Consider the following 23395-nt stretch of genomic DNA (forward strand, 5'->3'; position numbering starts at 1 on the left):
CAGTAGGTTGAAGGTTTCTAAATCCTTCCGCGTCGGGCGCGGATCGATACCATAAAACCCATGTTGGGGACGACGCTCCTTAAGGAACGGTCCTCTAACTGCTCAAGTTTCAGCAGGACAGCGAAGTGCAAAAGTTGAATCAGACAGTGCTGATCTCCGGCGTTCTCGCCGGCATATGCGCCGCGTTTTTAACGCTTGGCGCAACGGCACAGTCGTCCTTTTCCTTCCTGCTTTATGCCGGGTCGGCCATGCCGATCTTCATCGCCGGGATGGGCTGGGGCAATCGCGCCGCCATCGTCGCGATCATCACCACGGCCATCATCGGCGCGCTGGTCATGTCGCCGCTTTTTGCGCTGACCATCGCCATTTTCACGCTGATCCCGGCGGGCTGGCTTTCACATCTTGCCAATCTGGCGCGCCCGGCCTCCGAACTCGGCGGTCCGGATGATCTGCTCGCCTGGTATCCGCTGTCCGGCATCGTCCTGCATCTGTGCATTCTGGTCTGCATCGCCGTCATCATTCTCGGCTGGATGATCGGCTACGGCCCTGATCTCGTTGCCCGCATGGTCGATATCATGATGACCTCGGTACAGAACCGCGAACCCCTGTTCGAGCCCAATGCCGAGGCGCTGGCCCAGACGAAATCGCTGCTGGTGCTGATGCTGCCGATCGTTCAGGGCGGCCTGTGGGTCATCCTGCTGTTTGCGGCCTATTATTTCGCAAGCCGGCTGGTCGGTTCCTTCGGCAAGGGTCTTCGCCCGCGCGAGGACATCGCTTCGGCGCTGCGCATGCACCGCAACGCGATCTTCATCTTTCTCGGCGGCATCGTCGCCATGTTCTTCGGGGGCGTCGCCGCCATGGTTGGCGCGGTCATCTGCGGCACCTTCGGCGCGGGCTTCCTGATGGCAGGTTATGCCTCGCTGCATAAAAAAGCGCGCGGAAAGGACTGGCGTCTGCCGGTTCTCATCCTCGCTTATCTCTCGGCGGTCTTTGTCTTTCCGCTGTTCATCATTCTCGTGCTCGGCCTGAGCGACGTGCGAAGCACGATCTCGCTGACGCCTGCACGGAAAACCGACAATTCGAACGAAACCAACAACTAGAAAGGATCAAGAAGATGGACGTTATTCTTCTCGAACGCATCAACAAGCTCGGCCAGATGGGCGAAACCGTCAAGGTTCGCGACGGTTACGCACGTAACTTCCTGCTGCCGCAGGGCAAGGCGCTGCGCGCCAACGCCGCCAACAAGACCCGTTTCGAAACCGAGCGCGCAACGCTTGAAGCCCGTAACCTCGAGCGCAAGTCGGAAGCCCAGAAGGTTGCCGAAGCACTCGAAGGCAAGTCCTTCATCGTCGTCCGTTCGGCTGGCGAAACCGGTCAGCTGTACGGTTCTGTTGCTGCCCGCGACGTCGTCGAAATCCTCGGCGCAGAAGGCTTCAACATCGGCCGCAACCAGGTTGAACTGAACACGCCGATCAAGACCATCGGCCTGCACAACGTTACCCTGCACCTGCACGCCGAAGTCGAGCTTCAGGTCGAACTGAACGTTGCCCGTTCCGCCGAAGAAGCTGAACGCCAGTCCAAGGGCGAAAGCCTCACCTCCGCCGACGCCATCTACGGCGTTGACGAAGACGCACTGCGTCCGGAAGACTTCTTCGATCCGGAAGCTGACGGCAACGGCGACGACGAATAAGATCTGGCTTAACGGCCATAGGAAAACCCCGGATGGAAGCATCCGGGGTTTTTTGTTTGTGGGGTTGGAGTGTGTTGTTGGATACCCCCCTCTGCCCTGCCGGGCATCTCCCCCTCAAGGGGGGAGATCGGCAAGAGGCGCTGCCAACACTCCATTGGCAACTGTTGAGATGGGTGAAACCTGACCGCGAGTCGATCTCCCCCCCTGAGGGGGAGATGTCCGGCAGGACAGAGGGGGGTAAACCTCTCTGCACCCTCAACGCCCACTACCTCGCCGCCGTCTCAGCCCCCTCCGGCGCCGCGCTCTTATCCACATGCACCACCACCGACATGCCCGGCGACAGTTCCGCCGCCAGTGGCTGATCCGCATCGATGGCGATGCGAACGCCAAGGCGCTGGGCGATCTTCACGAAATTGCCGGTCGCATTGTCCGGCTTGATGACGGCGAATTCCGATCCCGTGGCCGGCGAGAACCGCTCGACACGGCCGTTGAGCTTGCGGCGATGCAGCGCATCGACCGAGATCGTTACCGGCTGGCCGACCTGCATGCCGGCAAGCTGGGTTTCCTTGAAGTTGGCGATGACCCAGACATCATGCGGCACGACAGCCATCAATTGTGTTCCGGCCGTGACATATTGGCCGGTGCGCACGCCGACTTCGCCAAGCCTGCCGTCCACTGGTGCGTGGATTTCGGTATTGTCGAGGTCAATTTTAGCGAGCTCGACAGCGGCTTCGGCATTGGCGACCGCTGCCTGCAGCGAACTGCGATTGACGATGATGGTCTGCAAGTCCTGACGCGACACTTCGAGCGCGGCTTTCGCCTGCGACAGGGAGGCCCGGGCCTTTTCAAGCGCGGCATGCGCCTCTTCCTGCAGGCTGGAGGTTCCGACGCCGCTTTTGATGAGATTGTCCTGCCGGTCGGATGCGAGCTGCGCCTGTTTCAGCGAGGCCTCGGCGCTGTCGACAGCCGCCTGACTGGAGAGAATATTGGCATTGGCGGCGTTTTCCTGCTGGCGGGAATTATCGAGAGCTGCCTTTTGCGTATCGAGCGATGCAGCCGCCTGCGCCTGTTTCTGGCGGTAGATGCGGTCATCGATCTTTGCCAGCAACGTGCCCTGCTTGACCTCCTGATAGTCCTTGACCGGCACATCCACGACATAACCGCTGACCTGCGGGCTCATGGTCGTGACGTAACCGCGCACGAAGGCGTTGTCGGTCATTTCGACGGTGGAGAGGAACGGCGGCAGCCGCCAGGCGTAAAGCACGAGTGCTATGCCGGCGAGACCGCCGAGCAGAACGAGAATGGAAACGGGAGTAAAAAACTTCTTCAGCATTTTGTCACTCTTGGAAGGTTCAAGACTGTGGTGCCGGTGCGGCATCGACATTATCCCGGAGAAGGAATGGACGGATGCGCATCCAGGCAAGGTGGAGCAAAAGCGCGGCCAGTGCCAGCGCCGAAACAACTGATATCAGCAGGAACGTGTCATTATAGGCGAGCACATAGGCCTCCCTGCTGACCTGCTGTCCCAGAAGCGACAGCCCCTCCGCCTTCAGCAGCGCCGGATCGGTGATGACATGGCTGTAAGCACCGGAAAGCTGGGAGACGCGCTGGGCGACCATGGGGTTGGTAAGCAGGATATTTTCCACCAGAACATTGGAATGGAATTTTTCGCGCAGCGTCACGAAACTGCCGAGCAGCCCGGTCATCAGCATCGAACCCGTGATCTGAGTGAACAGAAATATGGCGATGAAATTCACCAGATATGGAGCGCCTCTAGCAAGCGCTGCGGCAAAACCCTTGGACATGACGGGCGGCAGGAACATGGCGGCACCGAAGGCGATCATCATCTGGCTGAGATACATTTCACCCGGCCGCGTCAGATTGGTGGACTGGCTGTCCATGAACGAGCCGGCCGCAATCAGCGTCAGCGCGATCACGTGGGCCGTATCGACATATTTCGTCAGCATCAGAAAGGCGCAGGCCGCGCCGCCAAGCACAGTCGCCAGCAGCACCAGTGCATAAAGCGTTGTCGTCTGTTCGTTCAGCAGGCCAAGCTGCTGGTAAAAGCCGACTGCCGTCGAGGATTGCTCGGAGGAAACCGCGCGGTAAACGAGCAGGACAGCGATGATATGCAGGTTGGTTTTCGAGAAAATCCAGCGCAGGTCAAGCAGCGGGTTCTTGCGCGGCAATTCGATGAAGGCCATGAGCGTCAGAAGCGCAATCGACGTCGCCAGAAGCACGCCCAGCCACCATGTTTCGAACCACCAGTAGAACCGGCCGAGTGTCAGCATGACCGCCAGACAGCCGAGACCGCCGGCAAACAGCAGATAGCTCAGAATATCCACGCGCTCGATGACTTTGGCGCGCGGCGGCGGCGTGACTTTCAGCACATAGATCATGGCGAAGGAGATCAGCGCAAAACCCACTTCCATGGAATAGAGCGCATTCCAGCCGCCGATTTCCAGCAGGGAGGGCGAAACGATGCGTGCGATGGGTGCCGACAGCAACGTGCCGGTCAATGCGATGCTGAAACCGAGCGAGAATTTTCGCGCCGGCGGAAAGGCCTCGAGAATATAAAGAAATCCGAGTGACGAGATCGGCGCGGCGGCCATGCCGCTGACAAAGCGGATCACGGTAGCCGAATGCAGGTCCGTCACGAAGAGGTTGAGACAGGAGGCAACCACGAAGGCGATGATCGAGAGTTCGGCAAAGGGCCGCAGGCCATATTGCGCCCTGATCTTGAAGAGCGCGATGGAGAAGGTGGCATAGGGCGCCATATAGGCAGCGGAAAGCCATGCCACCTCAGCCACCGTGGCGGAAAATTCGCCCTGTAACTGGTAGATATTGGCCATGACGAGGTTCATGCCCAGACCCTGGGTTATGAAGAACGACAGGCCCGCAAAGATGAAACACAGCCGCAGCCAAACCGGCCGCTCAACCGGCTGCGGTGCGGCGGGAACAGCAGGTTCCGGCGCGGTCTCGCCACCATCGGCATCGCTCACTGTTTGGGAGGCAGCAACAGTTTCCTCTGGCCTAGCAACAGCCACATCCTTTTCAGAGGTAGTCTCATCCGTGGTCTGCGGCAACACGGTGCTCACGATTGCACCCTCCCGGCCGCAAGGTTTTGCAGATTGGCCGAAAGACGGCGCATCACATCCAGCGCCATGGCCAGATCCTCAGAGGAAATATCGGCGGTGATTTCCGAGCGAAGCGTCTTTGCCACCGCCTGCACCGTGCCGGAGGTCTTCTCACCCTCTTCCGTCATGTGGATGCGCTTGGCGCGGCGGTCGTTTTCGTCGGAGCGACGTTCGATGAGGTTCTGTTTTTCCATGCCATCGAGAACCCGCACCAGCGTCGGAGTTTCGATTTCCATTTCCTCGGCAAGCTCGGTTTGCGTCAGCGGCCCACGCCGCGATAGGGCAAAAAGCGCACGCGCACGCGCCAGCGTCAGGCCGCTTTCCCCTACCCGCGCATCAAAAAACGCGCGCAGTTTGCGGGTAAAAGCAGAAACCTCATCGAGAAGCTGTTCCTTGTCGGTCTCGCGGGACATGTCAGCAAGCCTTATAATTAGCACACTACTTATTTACTGCCTATTTATTCGCAAGCCTGACGATTTTCAAGTTTCTTTCCTGCCGGGTCTGCCATGCGGTAAACTCATGGCAGCGAATCACGTTGCCGGGAAATTCCGGGCACCTTGTCCCCACCCGCCTGTGGATTGCTGGGGACAACTGAAGATGTGATCCAGCTTTACAGAGCGGACGTCAGCCTGCCGTATAGTGTTGCAACAATATCATTGACTGCCATGCCCCAGGAAGCCAAACCCAACGTTTACGGACAAAGGCATAAGGGAGATCGCGCAAACCATGAACGACGCTGTGAGAAAGATCACCCCCGCGGAACCCCATTACCGCGAAGCCCCGAACAATATCGAGGCCGAACAGGCACTGCTCGGCGCTATCCTCGTCAATAACGACGCCTATTACCGTGTGTCGGATTTCCTGAAGCCCGTGCATCTTTACGAAGCCCTGCATCGCAAGATTTTCGAGGTGGCGGGCGATATAATCCGCATGGGCAAGACCGCCAATCCGGTGACGATCAAGACCTTCCTGCCCGCCGACGACAAGATCGGCGACCTGACGGTGGCGCAATATCTTGCGCGCCTGGCCGCAGAAGCCGTGTCGATCATCAATGCCGAGGATTACGGCCGGGCGATCTACGATCTGGCCTTGCGCCGCGCGCTGATCCAGATCGGCGAGGATGTCGTCAACATCGCCTTTGACGCGCCGCTGGACATGCCGCCGCAGGCGCAGATCGAAGACACCGAGCGCCGCCTGTTCGAGCTGGCGGAAACCGGGCGTTACGACGGCGGCTTCCAGTCATTCAACGATGCGGTGGCGCTGGCGATCGATATGGCCGGCGCCGCTTTCGAGCGTGACGGCAATCTCTCCGGCATTTCCACCGGCATTCACTCGCTCGATGCCCGCATGGGCGGCCTGCAGCGCTCCGACCTTATCGTGCTTGCGGGTCGTCCGGGTATGGGCAAGACCTCGCTTGCCACGAACATCGCCTATAACATTGCCGCCTCCTACGATCAGGAAGTGCAGCCTGATGGCTCGTTCAAGGCGAAAAACGGCGGCGTCGTCGGCTTTTATTCGCTCGAAATGTCGTCCGAACAGCTGGCAACCCGTATCATTTCCGAGCAGACGGAAGTGTCATCCTCGAAAATTCGTCGTGGTGACATCACCGAGGCGGATTTCGAAAAGCTCGTCGCCTGCTCCCAGATGATGCAGAAGGTGCCGCTTTACATCGACCAGACCGGTGGTATCTCCATCGCCCAGCTTTCCGCCCGTGCGCGCCGCCTGAAACGCCAGCGCGGCCTCGATGTCCTTGTCGTCGACTATATTCAGCTGATGACCGGCGGCGGCAAGGGCGGCGAAAACCGCGTGCAGGAAATCACCCAGATCACCACGGGCCTCAAGGCACTTGGCAAGGAACTCAACGTTCCCATCATCGCGCTGTCACAGCTCTCCCGTGCGGTGGAAAGCCGTGAAGACAAGCGCCCGCAGCTTTCCGACCTGCGTGAATCCGGCTCCATCGAGCAGGACGCCGACGTGGTGCTGTTCGTGTTCCGTGAGGAATATTACGTCAAGAACATGGAACCACGCGACCCGGCCGACCCAAAATATGCCGAATGGGAAAACCATTTCGACCGGGTGAAGGGCACGGCGGATGTCATCATCGCCAAGCAGCGTCACGGACCGACCGGCACGGTGAAGCTCGCCTTCCAGTCCGAATTCACCCGCTTTGCCGATCTGGCCGACCCGTCCTTCAGCCAGTACGAAGAGCATTGATCCGAACCGGATGGTGAGGGCGAAACGGTTTTCGCCCTCACAACCTCCCCCATGTCAATATGGGAACGGATGGAGTCTTTTCAGGGCCTTGGCAGGGTTTTCTTACAATCCGATTCCGCGCAGCAGCGCCACGGTGACGACGCCGAGCATGGCTGCCGGCAGCAGGCTGAGACGCAGCGCCGCAATCGCGGTTACCGCGCAGGCGATGGTTTCTGCCAGCCCGCTCGCAAGTGCTGTCGGTGTGACAACGGCCATCAGAACGGCGGGCGGCACCACACCGAGCGCCTTCTTCAGGCGCGGCGTCAGGGTGAAATGACTGACCAGCAGCAGGCCGCCTAGCCGGGTGGCGACTGTTGCCGCCATCATGGCAAGGATCGTCAGCAGGGTATTTGCATCAAGCGTCATGCCGGCTGCTCCGCCTGTTCTTCGTGACTGAAGGCGGCGACGGCAAGCCCCGCCAGGGCACCGGCTGCAATATACCAGGCGCCCGGAACCAGCGCATGGGTGAGACAGGCAGCAGCTGCGCTTGCCAGCAACACGAAGCCTGTCTCCCTGCCCTTCCAGAAGCCCATGAGCAGCACGATGAAGACGGCCGGGAAAGCGAAATCCAGACCGAGGATCGACATGTCACCCATGACCGCGCCAAGCAGCGCGCCTGCAAGTGTGCTAAAGTTCCAGAGCAGATAGATCGGCAGCGCCGCGCCGATAAAAAAGGCCGCGGTCAAATTTGCAGTCATCGCCCGAAACTCCGACAGCGCCCAGGATTCATCCGTCAGCACCAGCATGGCCGCATATTTTCGCCAGCCGGTAAAATCATCCAGCTTGCCGGCGATCGAAGCGCTCATCAGCACATGGCGCAGATTGACCAGCAACGCGGCAAAACCGAGTGCGCTCCAGCTTGCCGGATGGGTCCAGAGATCCATGGCGACGAATTGCGAGCCGCCGGCAAAGACCAGCAGCGACATCAGCGACGCTTCGAGCGGCGACAGGCCCTTGGCGATGGCGACCGCGCCGAACACGACGCCAATCGGCACCATGGCGACCAGCAGCGGGGCAGCGGCCCTCAACCCCGCGGTAAATTCGGCACGTTTTTCCGATGCGGACATCCCATCCTCCCTTTCAGAAGACTGCGATTACGCCTGGAAAGTCATCCGGTCTTGAATGAAAGTGACATCGGGCAGGAAAACAGGGCAGCGGATCAAGCCGTCCGGAATTGCCCCGGCGTGACGCCGGTGCGCGCTTTGAAATGCCGGGTGAAATGCGCCTGATCGGCAAAACCGCACAGTGCCGCCACCTCGGCCGGCATCTCACCGGCGCGCAAAAGGCGACGCGCCTGCCGGATGCGCACATCCGTCAGATAGGCATGCGGGGTAATGTGAAACTCCTTGCGGAAAGCCCGGATGAGGTGGGCGCGGCTGAGACCGGCGATGGATGCCAGCTCCTCAAGACCGATATCAGTTTCGTAATTATCGGCAAGATAGTCGCGGGCGGTATAGACCGCCGTTTTTTCGCGGGTTTCGACGGGAAGGATAATGGCGCTGCCGTGCCTGCCGAAGAGAGCTGCAAGAACCGAAAACATGCCCTCATCCGCCTCCAGCGCTCCGGATTTCGCCTCCAGCCGCCGGTGCGCCATCTGGAAGGCTGCGGCCATCTGCGGGTCGCGCGGCAGAAACCTTGGGAAAGACGGTGTACCATGAAAAGCCCTGCCCGTGACATCCTCGATGACGTCACGCAGCAGCAAGCTGTCGGGATAGATCATCCGATAACGATAACCGCCGCCGCCCGGCGCACCATCGTGAATCTCATCCGGGTTGATGAGATAAAGATGCCCCGGCCCCGTCTGTTCGGTGGTGCCCTGAATGGTGGAAATCTGCGAGCCGCTTTCGATCGCGCCGATCGAGAAAGTGTCATGCGCGTGCGGCGAATATTCATGGGTGAGAAACGTCGCACTCAGACATTCCATGCCGCCGAAACGCCGGTCACGCCAGAAACGCGTCGTTTCCGCCGCGGCAATCGGCATGACATCTATGGCCTGTTCCTGCGAAACATTGTGCATGAGCCGAGTTTAAAGCATTCGATCCTTACCGTCTTGAACAAAAGTGCTAGGGTCTGGCCGGTTCCAAAATCAACCGGACGCATGGCATGACAGACGACTTCGAAGATACATTTGCTGAAAACGAAACCGACGCATTCGAACACGCGCCGCTGAGGCTGACTGTCGATCTCGGCGCACTGGCCGACAATTGGCGGGACATGAAGAAGCGGTCCGGCAAAGCGCGGACAGCAGCTGTCGTCAAGGCCGATGCCTATGGTCTCGGTATCGAGGATTGCGGCGCGACGCTCTATCATGCCGGTGCGCGGGATTTCTTCGTGGCGACGGTGGCCGAGGGCGCGACGTTGCGCTCCTACGCCCCGGAAGCGCGCATCTTCGTTCTGTCAGGCATCTGGCAGGGCCAGGAACAGCAGGTCTTCGACAATGATCTGGTACCGGTGCTGGCCTCCGAGGAACAGCTGTCCTTCTGGATGGCGACGGTGGCCGAGCGGGGCGACCACCCCTGCGCGCTGCATGTGGACACCGGTTTCAATCGCCTCGGACTACCGCTCGACGACGCGCTGTTTCTTGCCGACGACGTGACGCGACCGGCGAGTTTCGACCCGGTTCTGGTTCTGTCGCATCTCGCCTGCGCCGACACACCATCCTCGCCGATGAACAGGGTTCAGCTCGAATCATTCCGGAAGGTTAGCGCTGCTTTCGAAGGTATCGAATCAAGCCTTTCGGCATCCGCCGGCATTTTCCTCGGCTCAGATTATCATTTCGACCTCACCCGCCCCGGCATCGCCCTTTATGGCGGCGAAGCGGTCAACGATGTGGCCAACCCGATGCGGCCTGTGGCGAAGGCCGAGGCGCGGATCATCCAGATACGCGAGGCGGGTGAAGGCCAGACCGTCAGCTATGGCGGTTCCTTCCTGCTCAAGCGCGCAAGCCGGCTTGCCATTGCTTCCGTCGGTTATGCGGATGGGTATCAGCGTTCGCTGTCCGGCTCCGGCATTCCGCTGCGCGAAATGGGCCATGGCGGCGCCTACGGTGTGGTTAACGGCCATAAAGTGCCCGTTGCTGGCCGCGTGACCATGGACCTCACCATTTTCGACGTCACGGATGTGCCTGTTAATGCCATTCGCAGCGGCGACTATATCGAGCTTTTCGGCCCGAACGTGCCCGTCGACGAGACCGCACGGGCGGCCGGCACCATCGGCTACGAGATGCTGACAGGGCTTGGCCTGCGCTACGAACGGCAATATCTGATGGCCGACGACTGAGAGCTGCCTTTGGCTCTTGGAAAGCCGACGTGACCTGTGCTACAAGAGAACAAAAGGAGATCGAAATGCCCGAAATCCATTTGAGCGAGCAGGACGAGAAGTTCATCGAGGAGCAGGTGGCGGCGGGTGTCTACAGCGACGCGGACGCCGTCATTCATGCGAGCCTGCAATTGCTAAGCAGTGAGGAAGGTAAAAGAGCCGCGCTTCAGTTGCTGATCCAGGAGGGCATCGACGACGCCGAGGCGGGCCGGGTTCACCGTTATGCCTCACAGGACGAGTTTCTGAGCGATATCAAAAGAGTTTCCGCGCAGCTAAAAACGGGGACCGGCCATTAAAATCCGGACTCCAACCTTGACCACGCGCGCAAGGCGCGACCTTGCCGAAGACCACGCCTATATCGAGACTGAAAATCCCCTTGCTGCCGATCGCCTCGTCCTCGATATCTTCAATAAAATCGAATCGATAGCGGCACTGGGCTTATCCGGTGTCTCAAGAAGCGGATATGGAGCCGGGCTTCGCAGCATCGCTTATCGTGAGCGCGTCATTTTCTTTCGTGTCGACGAGAATGAGCTTACCGTTCTGCGCGTGCTGCATGGCCATCAGGACATTTCCGCCAAAGATTTCAAACAAGAAGAAAACTGACATAAGATGGCCAAAGCCAAGACCCAATTCGTGTGCCAGAACTGCGGCACGGTTCACACCCGCTGGGCGGGAAAATGCGAAGGCTGCGGCGAGTGGAATACCATCGTCGAAGAGGATCCGATGGGCGGCATCGGCTCCGGGCCGGGCAAGGTGCCGAAGAAGGGCAGGCCTGTCACGCTGACCTCGCTTTCCGGCGAGATCGAGGAAGCGCCGCGCATTCCGACCGGCATCAGCGAACTGGACCGGGCGACCGGCGGCGGTTTCGTGCGCGGTTCGGCGGTCCTGATCGGCGGCGATCCTGGTATCGGCAAATCAACGCTGCTGATGCAGGCGGCGGCGGCCCTGTCGCGGCGCGGTCACCGCGTCATCTATGTCTCGGGCGAAGAGGCGGTGGCGCAGGTGCGCCTGCGCGCCCAGCGTCTGGAGGCGGCGGAAACCGATGTACTGCTGGCTGCTGAAACCAATGTCGAGGATATTCTAGCGACGGTTTCCGAGGGCAAACGGCCCGATCTCATCATCATCGATTCCATCCAGACGCTTTGGAGCGACACGGCCGATTCTGCCCCCGGCACAGTGACGCAGGTGCGCACCGGCGTGCAGGCGATGATCCGGTTTGCCAAGCAGACGGGCGCGACCATGGTGCTCGTCGGCCATGTGACCAAGGAAGGCCAGATCGCCGGTCCGCGCGTGGTCGAGCACATGGTCGACGCCGTGCTCTATTTCGAGGGTGACCGCGGCCACCACTACCGTATTTTGCGCACCGTCAAGAACCGCTTCGGACCGACGGATGAAATCGGCGTTTTTGAAATGTCGGATCGCGGCCTCAGGGAAGTCTCCAATCCCTCCGAACTGTTTCTGGGCGAGCGCAACGAAAAATCGCCCGGTGCAGCGGTTTTTGCCGGCATCGAAGGCACCCGCCCCGTGCTCGTCGAAGTGCAGGCGCTGGTCGCAGCCACCTCGCTTGGCACGCCGCGCCGCGCCGTGGTCGGCTGGGACAGTTCGCGACTTGCCATGATCCTTGCCGTGCTGGAGGCCCATTGCGGCGTGAAGCTCGGCCAGCATGACGTTTATTTGAACGTGGCCGGCGGATACCGCATTTCCGAACCGGCGGCGGATATGGCGATTGCCTCGGCGCTGGTTTCCTCGCTTGCCGGTCTTGCCCTGCCCGCCGATTGCGTCTATTTCGGCGAAATCAGCCTGTCGGGTGCGGTACGTCCGGTGGCGCACACCGTGCAGCGATTGAAAGAAGCTGAAAAACTTGGTTTTTCCGCCGCACTTCTGCCGTCTGGTTCAGCTGAATTGCCGAAAGCGGGCAAGGGTCGCTGGACGGAAATTGAAAGCCTTCCGGACCTCGTGACGCGCATCGCCGGCTCCGGCAACCGGTTCAAACAGGTTGAGGACGACGAATATTGATCCTTTCGCCAAGGGAAACAGTGGTGTAAGAGGATCGCAAAATTGGCAAGGCAGCGTCTGACAAGGCGTCGCACCTCCGGAGTTGGTATATGCCCATTACAATTTTCGACGGCATCGTCATCGCCGTTGTTCTTTTCTCCGCCGTTCTTGCGATGGTGCGCGGCTTTTCCCGTGAGATTCTGTCGATCGCGAGCTGGGCCGGTTCGGTCGCCGCCGCCTATTATCTCTATCCGGTTCTGCTGCCCTATGCGCGCAACTATACCGATGACGACAAGATCGCCATTGCCGGTTCGGCTGGCGTGGTCTTCCTCGTCTCGCTGATCGTCATCTCCTTCATCACCTCGCGCATTGCCGATTTCATCATCGACAGCCGCATCGGCGCGCTGGATCGCACGCTCGGTTTCCTGTTCGGCGCGGCGCGCGGCATTCTGCTTTTGGTCGTCGCGGTCGCCTTCTGGAACTGGCTGGTGGATGTGAAGACGCAGCCGGAATGGGTAACGCAGGCCAAGTCCAAGCCCTTCCTCGATGGGCTGGTGGGCAAGCTGGAAGCGGTTCTGCCTGACGATATCGAGCCGCAGATTCGCGCCCGTATCCTTGGAAAACCGCAGGAACCGACGGCCGCGCAGGCCCCTGCGGAAGATGTGCCGGCAACAAATCCGCCAGCAACGAATAATTGACACGAGGGTGCGCCTTGCAATGCATGCAAGGCGCGCTATTTGTGCTAAATATCAAGCACGACACAGACAGGCCAACCGGGAGACACGCTCACCGGAGAGGTCTTTCTTTTTTCTCGGTAGAGAGCAAGGGCAAGCCGGATGATTGAGCCGCTTTCGCATTCCCCGTTCCCTGGGGCCACTTTCAAGGAAGAGATCGACGGCGATACGCTGCATGAAGAATGCGGCGTTTTCGGCATTCTCGGCCATGCCGACGCCTCGGCGCTGACCGCGCTCGGCCTGCATGCGCTTCAGCATCGCGGCCAGGAAGCGGCTGGTATCGTCTCCTTCGACGGCAAGCGTTTCCATCAGGAACGCCATATGGGCCTCGTCGGAGATCATTATACCGATCCCGCAACGCTTGCCCGCCTGCCCGGCTCCATCGCCATTGGCCACACCCGTTATTCCACGACCGGCGAAGTGGCGATGCGCAACGTGCAGCCGCTGTTTGCCGAGCTGGAAGAAGGCGGTATTTCCATTGCCCATAACGGCAACTTCACCAACGGCCTGACGCTGCGCCGCCAGATCATCGCCACCGGCGCAATCTGCCAGTCGACATCGGATACCGAAGTCGTTCTCCACCTCATCGCCCGCTCGCGCCACTCCTCCACCGCTGATCGTTTCATCGATGCTATCAGGCAGATGGAAGGCGGTTATTCGATGCTGGCGATGACGCGCACTAAGCTGATCGCCGCGCGTGACCCGATCGGCATCCGCCCGCTGGTCATGGGCGAGTTGGACGGTAAGCCGATCTTCTGCTCCGAAACCTGCGCCCTCGATATCATCGGCGCGAAATTCGTGCGCGACGTTGAAAACGGTGAAGTCATCATCTGCGAAATCCAGCCCGATGGTTCGATCACCATCGATGCGCGCAAGCCCTCTAAGCCGCAGCCGGAGCGTCTCTGCCTGTTCGAATATGTCTATTTCGCCCGCCCCGATTCCGTCGTCGGCGGCCGCAACGTCTATACGACGCGCAAGAACATGGGCATGAACCTTGCCAAGGAAGCGCCGCTGGAAGCCGACGTCGTTGTCCCGGTTCCCGATGGCGGCACGCCGGCAGCACTCGGTTTTGCGCAGGAAAGCGGCATTCCCTTCGAATACGGCATCATCCGCAACCACTACGTCGGCCGCACCTTCATCGAGCCGACGCAGCAGATCCGTGCTTTCGGCGTCAAGCTCAAGCATTCCGCCAACCGGGCGATGATCGAAGGCAAGCGCGTGGTGCTGGTGGATGATTCCATCGTGCGCGGCACCACTTCGGTCAAGATCGTTCAGATGATCCGCGAAGCCGGCGCCAAGGAAGTTCATATCCGCGTTGCGAGCCCAATGATTTTCCATCCGGATTTCTACGGCATCGACACACCTGACGCCGACAAGCTGCTCGCCAACCAATATGCCGATGTCGAGGCGATGGCGAAGTTCATCGGTGCCGATTCGCTGGCTTTCCTGTCGATCGACGGGCTTTACCGCGCCGTCGGCGGCGAGAACCGCAACCATGCGCGGCCGCAGTTCACGGATCATTATTTTACCGGCGACTATCCGACCCGCCTTCTCGACCAGAACGGCGAGGCGATGGGCAGCAAGATTTCCATGCTGGCCAGCAACGGCTGATAGCCCGAATGAACAAGCGGCCGCCGGCTTCCGGGGGCCGCTTTTTTCTTGCCTTTTGTTCAGGCCGTCCCATGCGACGATTTAATCGCTTGCAGCCGGCCGCTGTGGCTTCGTAAAAGGAGGCGCAATCATTTCGGAGGGGCAACATGACCATCAATCTCAAGGGCCGCATCGCGCTCGTCACCGGCGCTTCGCGCGGTATCGGTTATTTCACGGCGCTGGAACTGGCCAAGGCCGGCGCGCATGTCATCGCCTGCGCCCGCACGGTCGGCGGCCTTGAGGAACTGGACGACGCCATCAAGGCCGTTGGCGGCACCGCGACGCTGGTTCCCTTCGATCTTTCCGACATGAACGCCATCGATGCGCTGGGCGCCAATATCTTCGAGCGCTGGGGCAAGCTTGATATTCTGGTCGCCAATGCCGGCGTTCTCGGCGTCATCTCGCCGGTCGGCCATATCGAGGCCAAGGTTTTCGAGCGGGTGATGACCATCAATGTCACCGCCACATGGCGGCTGATCCGCTCGGTTGAGCCGCTGCTGCTGAGATCGGATGCCGGCCGCGCGCTGATCCTGTCTTCGGGTGCCGCCCATAGCTGTCGCCCCTTCTGGGGTGTCTATTCCACCTCCAAGGCGGCAGTCGAAGCACTCGCCCGCACCTGGGCGGCAGAGACCGAAAAGAGCGCGCTGCGCATCAACAGCATCAATCCCGGCGCCACACGCACCGCCATGCGGGCCCAGGCCATGCCCGGCGAAGACCCGGCCACCGTGCCGCACCCGTCAGAGGTTGCCGCCGCCATTCTTCCGCTTGCCTCGCCGGAGCTTACCGAAACCGGCAAGCTCTTTGTCGTGCGTGACAGGAAATTCGTGGACTACCGCCAGCCGGAGTGACTGTTTCATGCCTCGGCAGCCGATGCGGTCACCACGGATGCTCTTGACCGCACGGCACCGCCGCGCCATAAGGCAAGACATGAAAACAACGATCTGCACCTGCTGCTGAATAAATTTTGCTGGTTCGCCGCCGGCCAGATCGTTTTCGTCTCCCCGCAAGGTCCAACAGACAAACGGTCCGGTCAGGACAATTGACTGCCTTTAGGGAACACCCGCATGTCTTTGCGCCTCAAACTCCACAATACCCTGACACGCGAAAAGGCGGAATTTGCGCCAATCGACGCTGATAATGTGCGCATGTATGTCTGCGGCCCGACGGTCTATGATTTTGCCCATATCGGCAACGCGCGCCCGGTCATCGTGTTCGATGTTCTCTACCGGCTGCTGCGTCACGTCTATGGCGAGACCCACGTGACCTATGCCCGCAACATCACCGATCTCGATGACAAGATCAATGCGCGGGCGCTGCGCGATTATCCGCATCTGCCGCTCAACGACGCCATCCATGCGGTGACGAAAAAGACCGCCGACCAGTTCCACGACGATGTGGCCATGCTCGGCTGCCTTCCGCCGACCGTCGAACCGCGCGCCACCGATTATATTGCCGAGATGATCGATCTCATCGAAAAACTGATTGCCCGCGGCCACGCCTATACGGCGGGCGGCGAGGTGCTGTTCGACACCCGCTCGATGGCCGATTACGGCCAGCTTTCGAAGCGGCCTCTGGACGAGCAGCAGGCAGGCGCACGCGTGGCGGTGGAAGCCCACAAGAAGACCCCGGGCGATTTCGTGCTGTGGAAACTGTCCTCGCATAACGAACCGGGCTGGGAAAGCCCCTGGGGCCGTGGCCGTCCGGGCTGGCACATCGAATGCTCGGCCATGGCCGGTCGTTACCTCGGCGAGGTCTTCGACATTCACGGCGGCGGGCTCGATCTCATCTTCCCGCACCATGAGAACGAAATCGCGCAATCGCGCTGCGCCCACGGCACGCATGTCATGGCCAATGTGTGGATGCATAACGGCTTCGTGCAGGTGGAAGGCCGCAAGATGTCGAAGTCCGAGGGCAACTTCGTGACCATCTACGAATTGCTGCACACGGAGAAATTCGGCGGCCGCCAATGGCCGGGCGAGGTTCTGCGCCTTGCCATGCTGATGACGCATTACCGCGAGCCGATAGATTTTTCGGTGAAGCGCCTGGAAGAGGCCGAACGCCTGCTTTCCAAGTGGCCCGCGGCCGATGTCTCCGATGCGGCACCGGATGAAACCGTGCTCGAGGCGCTTGCCGACGATCTCAACACGGTCGCCGCCGTCCAGGCGCTGCACGCGCTGGCCCACGCCGCCAATGTGGACCCTTCCAGGCTGCCGGCCTTTGCCGCCAGCGCTGCACTGCTTGGTGTCTTGCCGAAGAAGGCGGAAATGGATGAGGCCATCGTTTCGGCTGTCGATGCGCTGGTGCAGTTGCGGCTCGAGATGCTGAAGGCGAAGAACTTTGCGGAGGCGGATCGTGTTCGCGACGAGCTTTCGGAGAAGGGCATTCAGTTGAAGGATGGCAAGGACAAGGAAACGGGCGAGCGGACGACGACTTGGGAGATTAAGCGGTAAGGCTGCGATTCGCGGCTTTACCCCCCTCTGCCCTGCCGGGCATCTCCCCCTCAAGGGGGGAGATCGATTCGCGGCGAGGTCTCGCCCATCTCACGGTGAGAGAGTGAAGTTGAAGTAGCGCGTCTTGCTGATCTCCCCCCTTGAGGGGGAGATGCCCGGCAGGGCAGAGGGGGGTAAAGCCACACGACAGGCCCTTGCTTTCGCCCATACCATATTCCAATCTCGCAGTATCCCTTCAAGCCGCGAGCCGCTCATGCCCCACGCCAAGGTCAAACCCCAACATCGGGAATATGCGCGGCAAATGCGAAAGGCTATGACCGACACAGAACTGAAGTTTTGGGGCGCCGTCCATGCTCACCGCCTAGACGGCCTCTCTTTCAGACGCCAGCTGCCTGTCGCTGGATACATCGTTGATTTCGCCTGCCCATCTCATAAGATTATCATCGAGCTGGATGGATTTCAGCACACGGAAGATGCTGCGGCAAACTATGACCAGCAGAGAACACAGACCTTTGAGGAACTTGGCTGGACCGTCCTCCGTTTCTGGAACGATGATATCCTCAAAGACATCGATAATGTCTGTCTCCACATTATCCGAACGGTAAAGGAGAACCAAGCATGACCACCCATACCGGCGGATGCCAATGCGGCGCGATCCGTTTTCGCGCGACCGGCGATCTGAAAGACAGCTCCGTCTGTCATTGCCGCATGTGCCAGAAGGCTTTCGGGGCTTATTATGCGCCGCTGGTCTCCGTGCGTGAGGTCGAATTCGAATGGACGCGCGGTGAGCCGAAGCGCTTTCAGTCCTCCAGCGTCGTCAAGCGCGGCTTCTGCCCGGAATGCGGCACGCCGCTGACCTATGAAGCGCCGGATGGCGTGGCGGTGGCAGCGGGGGCATTCGACGATCCCGCCGCCCTGCCGCCGACCATTCAGTGGGGCGTGGAGCGCAAGATCGATTTCGTCGACAGCATCCACACGCTGCCTGCCGTTCCCACGGAAGACGACCTGACCTCGGTGGATTATCTCACCAACCTCGTCTCCTATCAGCACCCCGACCACGACACTGAAAGCTGGCCACCGGAGAGCGGAAAATGAATGAAGCGGGCTTTTCCGGCGGCTGCCAGTGCGGGGCCGTGCGTTTTCACGCCAGCAAGCTTGGCCGGGCCTCCATCTGCCATTGCCGCATGTGCCAGAAACATTTCGGCAATTTCTTCGGCGCGCTGGTCAGCGCCGATCAGGCGCATCTGGTCTGGACACGCGGCCAGCCTGCCCTCTTCCGCTCCTCGACCAAGATCCATCGCGGTTTCTGCAACAAATGCGGCACGCCGCTGACCTATCATTATCCGGGAGGCATGGAGATCGCCATCGGCGCTTTCGATCACTCGGAGCAGATCGAACCGCAGGTGCAGGTCAATTTTCACAAGCGCATGCCGTGGATCGAGCAGCTGTTTTCCAAACCAGCCGTGGAACAGGGCGTGGACGAAGCCGAAATCAACTCCTATCAGCACCCGGATCACGACACGCAGGTCTGGCCTCCTGAAGAAGGCCGCTGATGGACGAGGTGACGGACTTCAGTGGCGGATGCCAGTGCGGCGCAGTGCGTTACCGGATCGAGGGCGGGTTGCGTTATCCGCATCTGTGCCATTGCCGCATGTGCCAGAAGGCATCGGGCAATTATTTCATGCCGCTTGCGGCAAGTACCCTCACGCAGTTTGAGATGACCCGCGGCGAAGCATCATGGTTCCAGTCTTCCGACCATGTGCGCCGCGGTTTTTGCGGCCGCTGCGGCACGCCGCTTTTTTACGACGTTACGGGCGCCGATTTCATCAATATCACCCTTGGTTCGCTGGATGAGCCAGAGCGGATAAAACCGGAGGCGCAGTCCAATCTTGCCAGCAAGATGCACTGGTTTTCCGAGCTTGACGGCTTGCCGGTCGAGCCGGAACCTGCAACGGATGACGCGCCCGCGCCGGTGAACAGCCGGCAGCATCCGGACCACGACACGGCCAAATGGCCATCAGAGGACAATAATCCATGACCGAAGAACTGCGCGGCTTTTACCCCGAGATCGAACCTTTCGAGACCGGCATGCTCGATGTGGGTGATGGGCACGTGATCTATTGGGAACGGGTGGGCACACGCGGCGCGAAGCCGGCGGTTTTCCTGCATGGCGGCCCGGGCGGCGGCGTGAACCCCACGCATCGCCGCGTTTTCGATCCCGCACTTTACGACGTCATCCTGTTTGATCAGCGCGGCTGCGGCCGTTCCACACCGCATGCGGAACTGGAGGCCAACACCACCTGGCATCTGGTCGCCGACATTGAAAGGCTGCGCGAGCTTTGCGGCTTTGAAAAATGGCTGGTTTTCGGCGGTTCCTGGGGTTCGACGCTGGCACTCGCTTATGCTGAGACCCATCCGAACCGCGTCAGCGAACTCGTCCTGCGCGGTATCTACACCGTCACCCGGCCGGAACTGGACTGGTACTACCAGTTCGGCGTTTCGGAAATGTATCCGGACCAGTGGGAAAAATTCATCGCGCCCATCCCGCAAGCCGAGCGTGGCGAGATGATGCAGGCCTATAATCGCTATCTCACCGGCGCTGACGAGGCAAAGAAGCTTGAATGCGCCAAGGCATGGAGCCAGTGGGAAGGCGCGACCATCGCGCTCGTTACCGATCCTGACCGCGTCGAGGATTTCGGCGAGGATAAATATGCCATCGCTTTTGCGCGCATCGAGAACCATTTCTTCGTCAATGCCGGCTGGCTGGAAGAAGGGCAACTGCTGCGCGATGCCGGCAAGCTCAAGGATATTCCCGGCGTCATCGTGCATGGGCGTTACGACATGCCCTGCCCGCTGAAATATGCCTGGCAGCTGGCCAAGGCCTGGCCGAAGGCGGATTTCCACATTATCGAGGCGGCGGGACACGCGATGAGTGAACCCGGCATTCTCGACCAGTTGATCCGCGCCAACGATCGCTTTGCCGGGAAATAAGAGTCTTTTCAGCGGTTTGAAACGGCCGGGTGAGACAATGATTCATATGGGATGCCTATGAGGCTCCACGCGGGATTTTTTCGCGTGGAGCACCCTGACAGTTACGATGGCAGCTTATTTCAAGAGCAAAGCGCCTGTTATTCATGCAGTTTTTCTCATGAACCCTTCACGGAAATGAATTGGCCGCCCCTGTGACGATCCGCTATAAAACGCCATCCGAACAATTTTGGCGGTACTCCCCATGGCACTCGACAAATCGCTCCCGGCCCAAGAGGGCGGCGACAGCGCGCGCGGTTTTGCTTTCGCGCTCTCCGCTTATCTCTTGTGGGGCTTCCTCCCCATCTACATGAAGGCGGTTGCGCATATCTCGCCGATCGAGGTCATCGTGCATCGTGTCATCTGGTCGGTGCCGATCGCGGCGGCGGTGCTGATTGCGCTCGGCCGGACAACGGAAATCCGCTCGGCACTGAAAAGCCCGAAGATGCTGGCCATGGCGAGCCTCACTGCCGCCCTCATCAGCATCAACTGGGGCATCTATATCTGGGCGATCGGCGCGGGCCGTGCACTGGATGCCGCACTCGGTTATTTCATCAATCCGCTGTTCAGCATTTTTCTGGGTGCCGTGCTCCTGAAGGAGAAACTTTATCCGGCGCAGATCGCCGCCATCGGCCTCGTGGCAATAGCGGTGGCGATCCTCACCTGGCATGCGGGCAGCCTGCCGTGGGTGTCAATCGCGCTCACAATGTCCTGGGGTTTTTACGCCTTTTTCCGCAAGACATTGCCGATTGGCGCGACGCAGGGCTTCTTGCTCGAAGTCATGCTGCTGTCCATTCCCGCCGTGCTGGTCATGGCCTGGCTGGGCTTCAGCGGACAGGCGCATTTCATGGGCGGCAATTCCGCCGACACCTGGCTTCTGGCAGCAAGCGGCGTGATCACCGCCGTTCCGCTCATTCTCTATGGCAATGGCGCCAAGTTGCTGCGGCTTTCGACCATCGGCATCATGCAATATATCGCGCCGACGATGATCTTCCTCATCGCCATCTTCATCTTCAAGGAACCGTTCGACACGGTGCGGATGGCGGCGTTTGCGATGATCTGGGTGGCACTGGCGATCTATACCGGCTCAAGTCTGATGCGGTTAAAGCGGTAATCCGGCTCCTTCCCTCGTTCCTGTGCCCGTTGCGGGAACGAGGAGAGGCAGACATCAATAGTCCATCAGCAATTGCGGATCCGCTTCGTAACCAAAACGCGGTTTGACACCGAGGAGCGCTGCCGTCTGGGCGACGATTTCGCGGATCATCGGCGCTGCGGTGGAGGCTGCCGTGCGGCCGCCGTTCTCACCCGTCTTCGGCGCATCGATCATCGACAGCACGACATATCTCGGCTTATGCATCGGAAAGGCGGCGACGAAGCTGTTGAAATTGATATCCTTGGCGTAGCGGCCGTTGATGACCTTGTCAGCGGTGCCGGTCTTGCCGCCGACGTGAAATCCTTCGACCTGCGCACGCCTGCCGGAGCCCTTGATACCATTCCAGTTGAAAAGATAACGCATATCGGCGCTGGTCTTTCCCTTGATGACGGCACGGGAAACCGTTGCCGCATCTTCCCTTGAACGCGACAGGAAAGTCGGTGAAATCAGGTTTCCGCCATTGATAAGCGCTGCGGCGGCAACCGCCGTCTGCAATGGTGTGGTGGCTATACCGTGCCCGAAGGAAATGGTGACGGAATTGATCTTCTTCCACGTCCTCGGCTGAGTTGGCGTGGCCACGCCCGGCATCTCGGTCTCCATGCGCGACAGCAGCCCGAGTTTCGTCAGGAACTGCTGGTGGCCTTCGACACCGACCATGTCGGCAACCGCCGCCGTGCCGATGTTGGATGAGTATTGAAACACTTCCGCGATTGAAAGCGGGCGGTTCTTGCCCCAGAAATCCTTGATGGTGAAGCCGCCCATGCGGATCGGCCGCGACGCGTCGACCACTGAATTCAGCGTGATCGCGCCCGCCTCCAGCCCCATGGCGAGCGTGAAGCTCTTGAATGTGGAGCCCATCTCGAAGGTGGCGTTGCTCATGCGGTTGAACCAGCCCTTTTCATACTCCCTGTCGATGCTGCCATCGGCAAGGGTACGGGACGGTTCGTTGGGGTCGTAGTCCGGCACCGAGGCCATGGCCAGCACCTCGCCCGTCTCCACGTCAAGGATCACCGCGCCCGCCGCTTCCGCCTGATAGTCGGTTTTCGCCTTCATGACGACCTCACGGACGATGTTCTGCACGCGCAGATCGATCGACAGTTTCACCGGCTCCAGCGCCACGCCGCTTGCAAGACCGGTGGCGCGCAGATCAGCGAGCCCCTGCTGGTCGAGATAACGCTCCATGCCGGCAAGGCCCTGATTATCGACATTCACGTGGCCGATAATATGCGAGGCCGTCGGGCCACCCGGATAAAACCGGCGCTTTTCCGGCCGGAAGCCGATGCCGGGTATGCCGAGATTGAGGATATCCGCCTGCTGACGGGGCGTAAGCTGGCGTCGCAGCCATTGGAAACCGCTATCCGAACGCAATCTGCGATGCGTGTCGCGCCAGTCGAGATTGGGGATGACGGTCGCCAGCTTCTCCACCACCTCGTCCGGATCGACCACCCGGCGCGGATCGGCATAAAGCGACACCATGTTGAGATCGGTGGCAAGAAGCTTGCCGTTGCGGTCGACGATATCCGGCCGCGACGCGACGGCGGTGGCGCCGGTGTTGATCCACGCGGTTGCGACGGGTTGCGCAAGCCCATATTGAACAAGACGCGCAGCCACGACGGCATAGATGGCGACGAAAACGGCGATCAGGATACCGAGGCGCATTCGCGTATCCACCCGGCGGCGGGCGGCGGAACCAAGCACACCTTCCCTGCCCCGCAGCGGGCTTCTCTGAATAATGAAATGCGCCCGGCTTTTAAGCCGCACCACAAAAGCAATCATTTCCTGATGCACCCAATCTCATGGCGGCGAAAAGAGATTCCGCGACAGCCAACGTCCTGGTGACGCTGGCACAGGATCAGTCGCGGGGCCATGAAAAGAGCGGGCGGAGCAATGCCGCTGTTAAATCTGTATTAATATACACTTAAAATTATAATGAACCGCGCGGCGGTTCATTAACGATTTTTCCATGCGTGATGCATGCCGTTACCCCG

The 23395-nt window shown here is 60.1% G+C and carries 24 protein-coding genes; 17 read left to right on the forward strand and 7 right to left on the reverse strand.

The features are described from left to right. The first annotated feature begins 125 nt into the window (after positions 1-125). Both M0412_RS07280 and rplI read left to right on the forward strand, forming a co-directional pair. Complete coding sequence (locus M0412_RS07280) at positions 126-1100, forward strand: DUF2232 domain-containing protein (RefSeq protein WP_142839489.1); 975 nt, start codon at positions 126-128, stop codon at positions 1098-1100. 14 nt (positions 1101-1114) lie between these two features. Then, complete coding sequence (rplI, locus tag M0412_RS07285; RefSeq protein WP_046798806.1) at positions 1115-1690, forward strand: 50S ribosomal protein L9; 576 nt, start codon at positions 1115-1117, stop codon at positions 1688-1690. Between the two features lie 265 nt (positions 1691-1955). On the opposite strand, the gene M0412_RS07290 is transcribed toward rplI, so the two are convergent. Genes M0412_RS07290 through M0412_RS07300 form a run of 3 tightly spaced genes read right to left on the reverse strand, consistent with a single transcriptional unit; the run spans position 1956 to position 5240 of the window. Continuing rightward, on the reverse strand, positions 1956-3023 hold the full coding sequence (locus M0412_RS07290) for an HlyD family secretion protein (RefSeq protein ID WP_269698325.1): 1068 nt from the start codon (positions 3021-3023) through the stop codon (positions 1956-1958). A gap of 19 nt (positions 3024-3042) precedes the next feature. Then, entirely contained in the window at positions 3043-4788 is a 1746-nt protein-coding gene (locus M0412_RS07295) for an MFS transporter (RefSeq protein ID WP_269698327.1), read from the reverse strand. Beyond that, on the reverse strand, positions 4785-5240 hold the full coding sequence (locus M0412_RS07300; RefSeq protein WP_046798804.1) for a MarR family winged helix-turn-helix transcriptional regulator: 456 nt from the start codon (positions 5238-5240) through the stop codon (positions 4785-4787). The genes M0412_RS07295 and M0412_RS07300 overlap by 4 nt, the downstream gene beginning before the upstream one ends. Positions 5241-5553: 313 nt before the next feature. Between M0412_RS07300 and M0412_RS07305 the strand changes: the two genes are divergently transcribed. After that, positions 5554-7041, forward strand: a complete 1488-nt coding sequence (locus M0412_RS07305; protein WP_046798803.1) for a replicative DNA helicase — start codon at positions 5554-5556, stop codon at positions 7039-7041. A gap of 102 nt (positions 7042-7143) precedes the next feature. Here M0412_RS07305 and M0412_RS07310 read toward each other — a convergent pair whose 3' ends face one another. The 3 genes from M0412_RS07310 to M0412_RS07320 all read right to left on the reverse strand — a co-directional run bounded on the left by M0412_RS07310 (position 7144) and on the right by M0412_RS07320 (position 9097). Next, entirely contained in the window at positions 7144-7446 is a 303-nt protein-coding gene (locus tag M0412_RS07310; RefSeq protein ID WP_269698330.1) for an AzlD family protein, read from the reverse strand. Next, the gene (locus tag M0412_RS07315; protein WP_269698332.1) at positions 7443-8147 is read right to left on the reverse strand and encodes an AzlC family ABC transporter permease; all 705 of its coding nucleotides are present in this window, start codon (positions 8145-8147) and stop codon (positions 7443-7445) included. Before M0412_RS07315 ends, M0412_RS07310 begins: the two co-directional genes overlap by 4 nt. Before the next feature lie 92 nt (positions 8148-8239). Then, the gene (locus M0412_RS07320) at positions 8240-9097 is read right to left on the reverse strand and encodes an AraC family transcriptional regulator (RefSeq protein WP_161991166.1); all 858 of its coding nucleotides are present in this window, start codon (positions 9095-9097) and stop codon (positions 8240-8242) included. Between the two features lie 86 nt (positions 9098-9183). Between M0412_RS07320 and alr the strand changes: the two genes are divergently transcribed. The 14 genes from alr to rarD all read left to right on the forward strand — a co-directional run bounded on the left by alr (position 9184) and on the right by rarD (position 21368). Continuing rightward, positions 9184-10359, forward strand: a complete 1176-nt coding sequence (gene alr / locus M0412_RS07325) for an alanine racemase (protein ID WP_269698335.1) — start codon at positions 9184-9186, stop codon at positions 10357-10359. A gap of 65 nt (positions 10360-10424) precedes the next feature. Continuing rightward, on the forward strand, positions 10425-10694 hold the full coding sequence (locus tag M0412_RS07330) for a type II toxin-antitoxin system ParD family antitoxin (protein ID WP_142839483.1): 270 nt from the start codon (positions 10425-10427) through the stop codon (positions 10692-10694). Positions 10695-10710: 16 nt separating this feature from the next. Then, positions 10711-11001 (forward strand): type II toxin-antitoxin system RelE/ParE family toxin, encoded by a 291-nt coding sequence (locus M0412_RS07335; RefSeq protein WP_142839482.1) that lies wholly within the window; start codon positions 10711-10713, stop codon positions 10999-11001. Positions 11002-11007: 6 nt separating this feature from the next. Beyond that, the gene (gene radA / locus M0412_RS07340; RefSeq protein WP_269698338.1) at positions 11008-12414 is read left to right on the forward strand and encodes a DNA repair protein RadA; all 1407 of its coding nucleotides are present in this window, start codon (positions 11008-11010) and stop codon (positions 12412-12414) included. A gap of 89 nt (positions 12415-12503) precedes the next feature. Further along, entirely contained in the window at positions 12504-13091 is a 588-nt protein-coding gene (locus tag M0412_RS07345; RefSeq protein WP_046798795.1) for a CvpA family protein, read from the forward strand. Positions 13092-13229: 138 nt separating this feature from the next. Continuing rightward, positions 13230-14738 carry an amidophosphoribosyltransferase gene (gene purF, locus M0412_RS07350; RefSeq protein WP_003502024.1) on the forward strand — a complete coding sequence of 503 codons (1509 nt, stop codon included), beginning with the start codon at positions 13230-13232 and terminating at the stop codon, positions 14736-14738. Positions 14739-14884: 146 nt separating this feature from the next. Beyond that, the gene (locus M0412_RS07355; protein WP_269698342.1) at positions 14885-15625 is read left to right on the forward strand and encodes an SDR family NAD(P)-dependent oxidoreductase; all 741 of its coding nucleotides are present in this window, start codon (positions 14885-14887) and stop codon (positions 15623-15625) included. Positions 15626-15841: 216 nt separating this feature from the next. Further along, positions 15842-17227 (forward strand): cysteine--tRNA ligase, encoded by a 1386-nt coding sequence (gene cysS / locus M0412_RS07360; RefSeq protein WP_269698345.1) that lies wholly within the window; start codon positions 15842-15844, stop codon positions 17225-17227. 313 nt (positions 17228-17540) lie between these two features. Then, positions 17541-17849 (forward strand): endonuclease domain-containing protein, encoded by a 309-nt coding sequence (locus M0412_RS07365; protein ID WP_269698347.1) that lies wholly within the window; start codon positions 17541-17543, stop codon positions 17847-17849. Beyond that, the gene (locus M0412_RS07370; RefSeq protein ID WP_142839477.1) at positions 17846-18322 is read left to right on the forward strand and encodes a GFA family protein; all 477 of its coding nucleotides are present in this window, start codon (positions 17846-17848) and stop codon (positions 18320-18322) included. The genes M0412_RS07365 and M0412_RS07370 overlap by 4 nt, the downstream gene beginning before the upstream one ends. Beyond that, positions 18319-18780 carry a GFA family protein gene (locus M0412_RS07375; protein WP_269698349.1) on the forward strand — a complete coding sequence of 154 codons (462 nt, stop codon included), beginning with the start codon at positions 18319-18321 and terminating at the stop codon, positions 18778-18780. The genes M0412_RS07370 and M0412_RS07375 overlap by 4 nt, the downstream gene beginning before the upstream one ends. Next, positions 18780-19265, forward strand: coding sequence for a GFA family protein (locus M0412_RS07380; protein ID WP_269698351.1), 486 nt, complete (start codon positions 18780-18782; stop codon positions 19263-19265). The genes M0412_RS07375 and M0412_RS07380 overlap by 1 nt, the downstream gene beginning before the upstream one ends. Then, a complete protein-coding gene (gene pip, locus M0412_RS07385; protein ID WP_269698353.1) occupies positions 19262-20218 on the forward strand; it encodes a prolyl aminopeptidase in 957 nt (318 codons plus the stop codon). Before M0412_RS07380 ends, pip begins: the two co-directional genes overlap by 4 nt. 241 nt (positions 20219-20459) lie before the next feature. After that, positions 20460-21368 (forward strand): EamA family transporter RarD, encoded by a 909-nt coding sequence (gene rarD / locus M0412_RS07390; protein WP_269698355.1) that lies wholly within the window; start codon positions 20460-20462, stop codon positions 21366-21368. Between the two features lie 54 nt (positions 21369-21422). Here rarD and M0412_RS07395 read toward each other — a convergent pair whose 3' ends face one another. Next, complete coding sequence (locus tag M0412_RS07395) at positions 21423-23183, reverse strand: penicillin-binding protein 2 (protein WP_269698357.1); 1761 nt, start codon at positions 23181-23183, stop codon at positions 21423-21425. Between the last annotated feature and the right edge of the window lie 212 nt (positions 23184-23395).

The sequence above is a fragment of the Agrobacterium sp. O3.4 genome (genome assembly GCF_041414895.1).
Taxonomy (GTDB): Bacteria; Pseudomonadota; Alphaproteobacteria; order Rhizobiales; family Rhizobiaceae; genus Agrobacterium; species Agrobacterium cucumeris.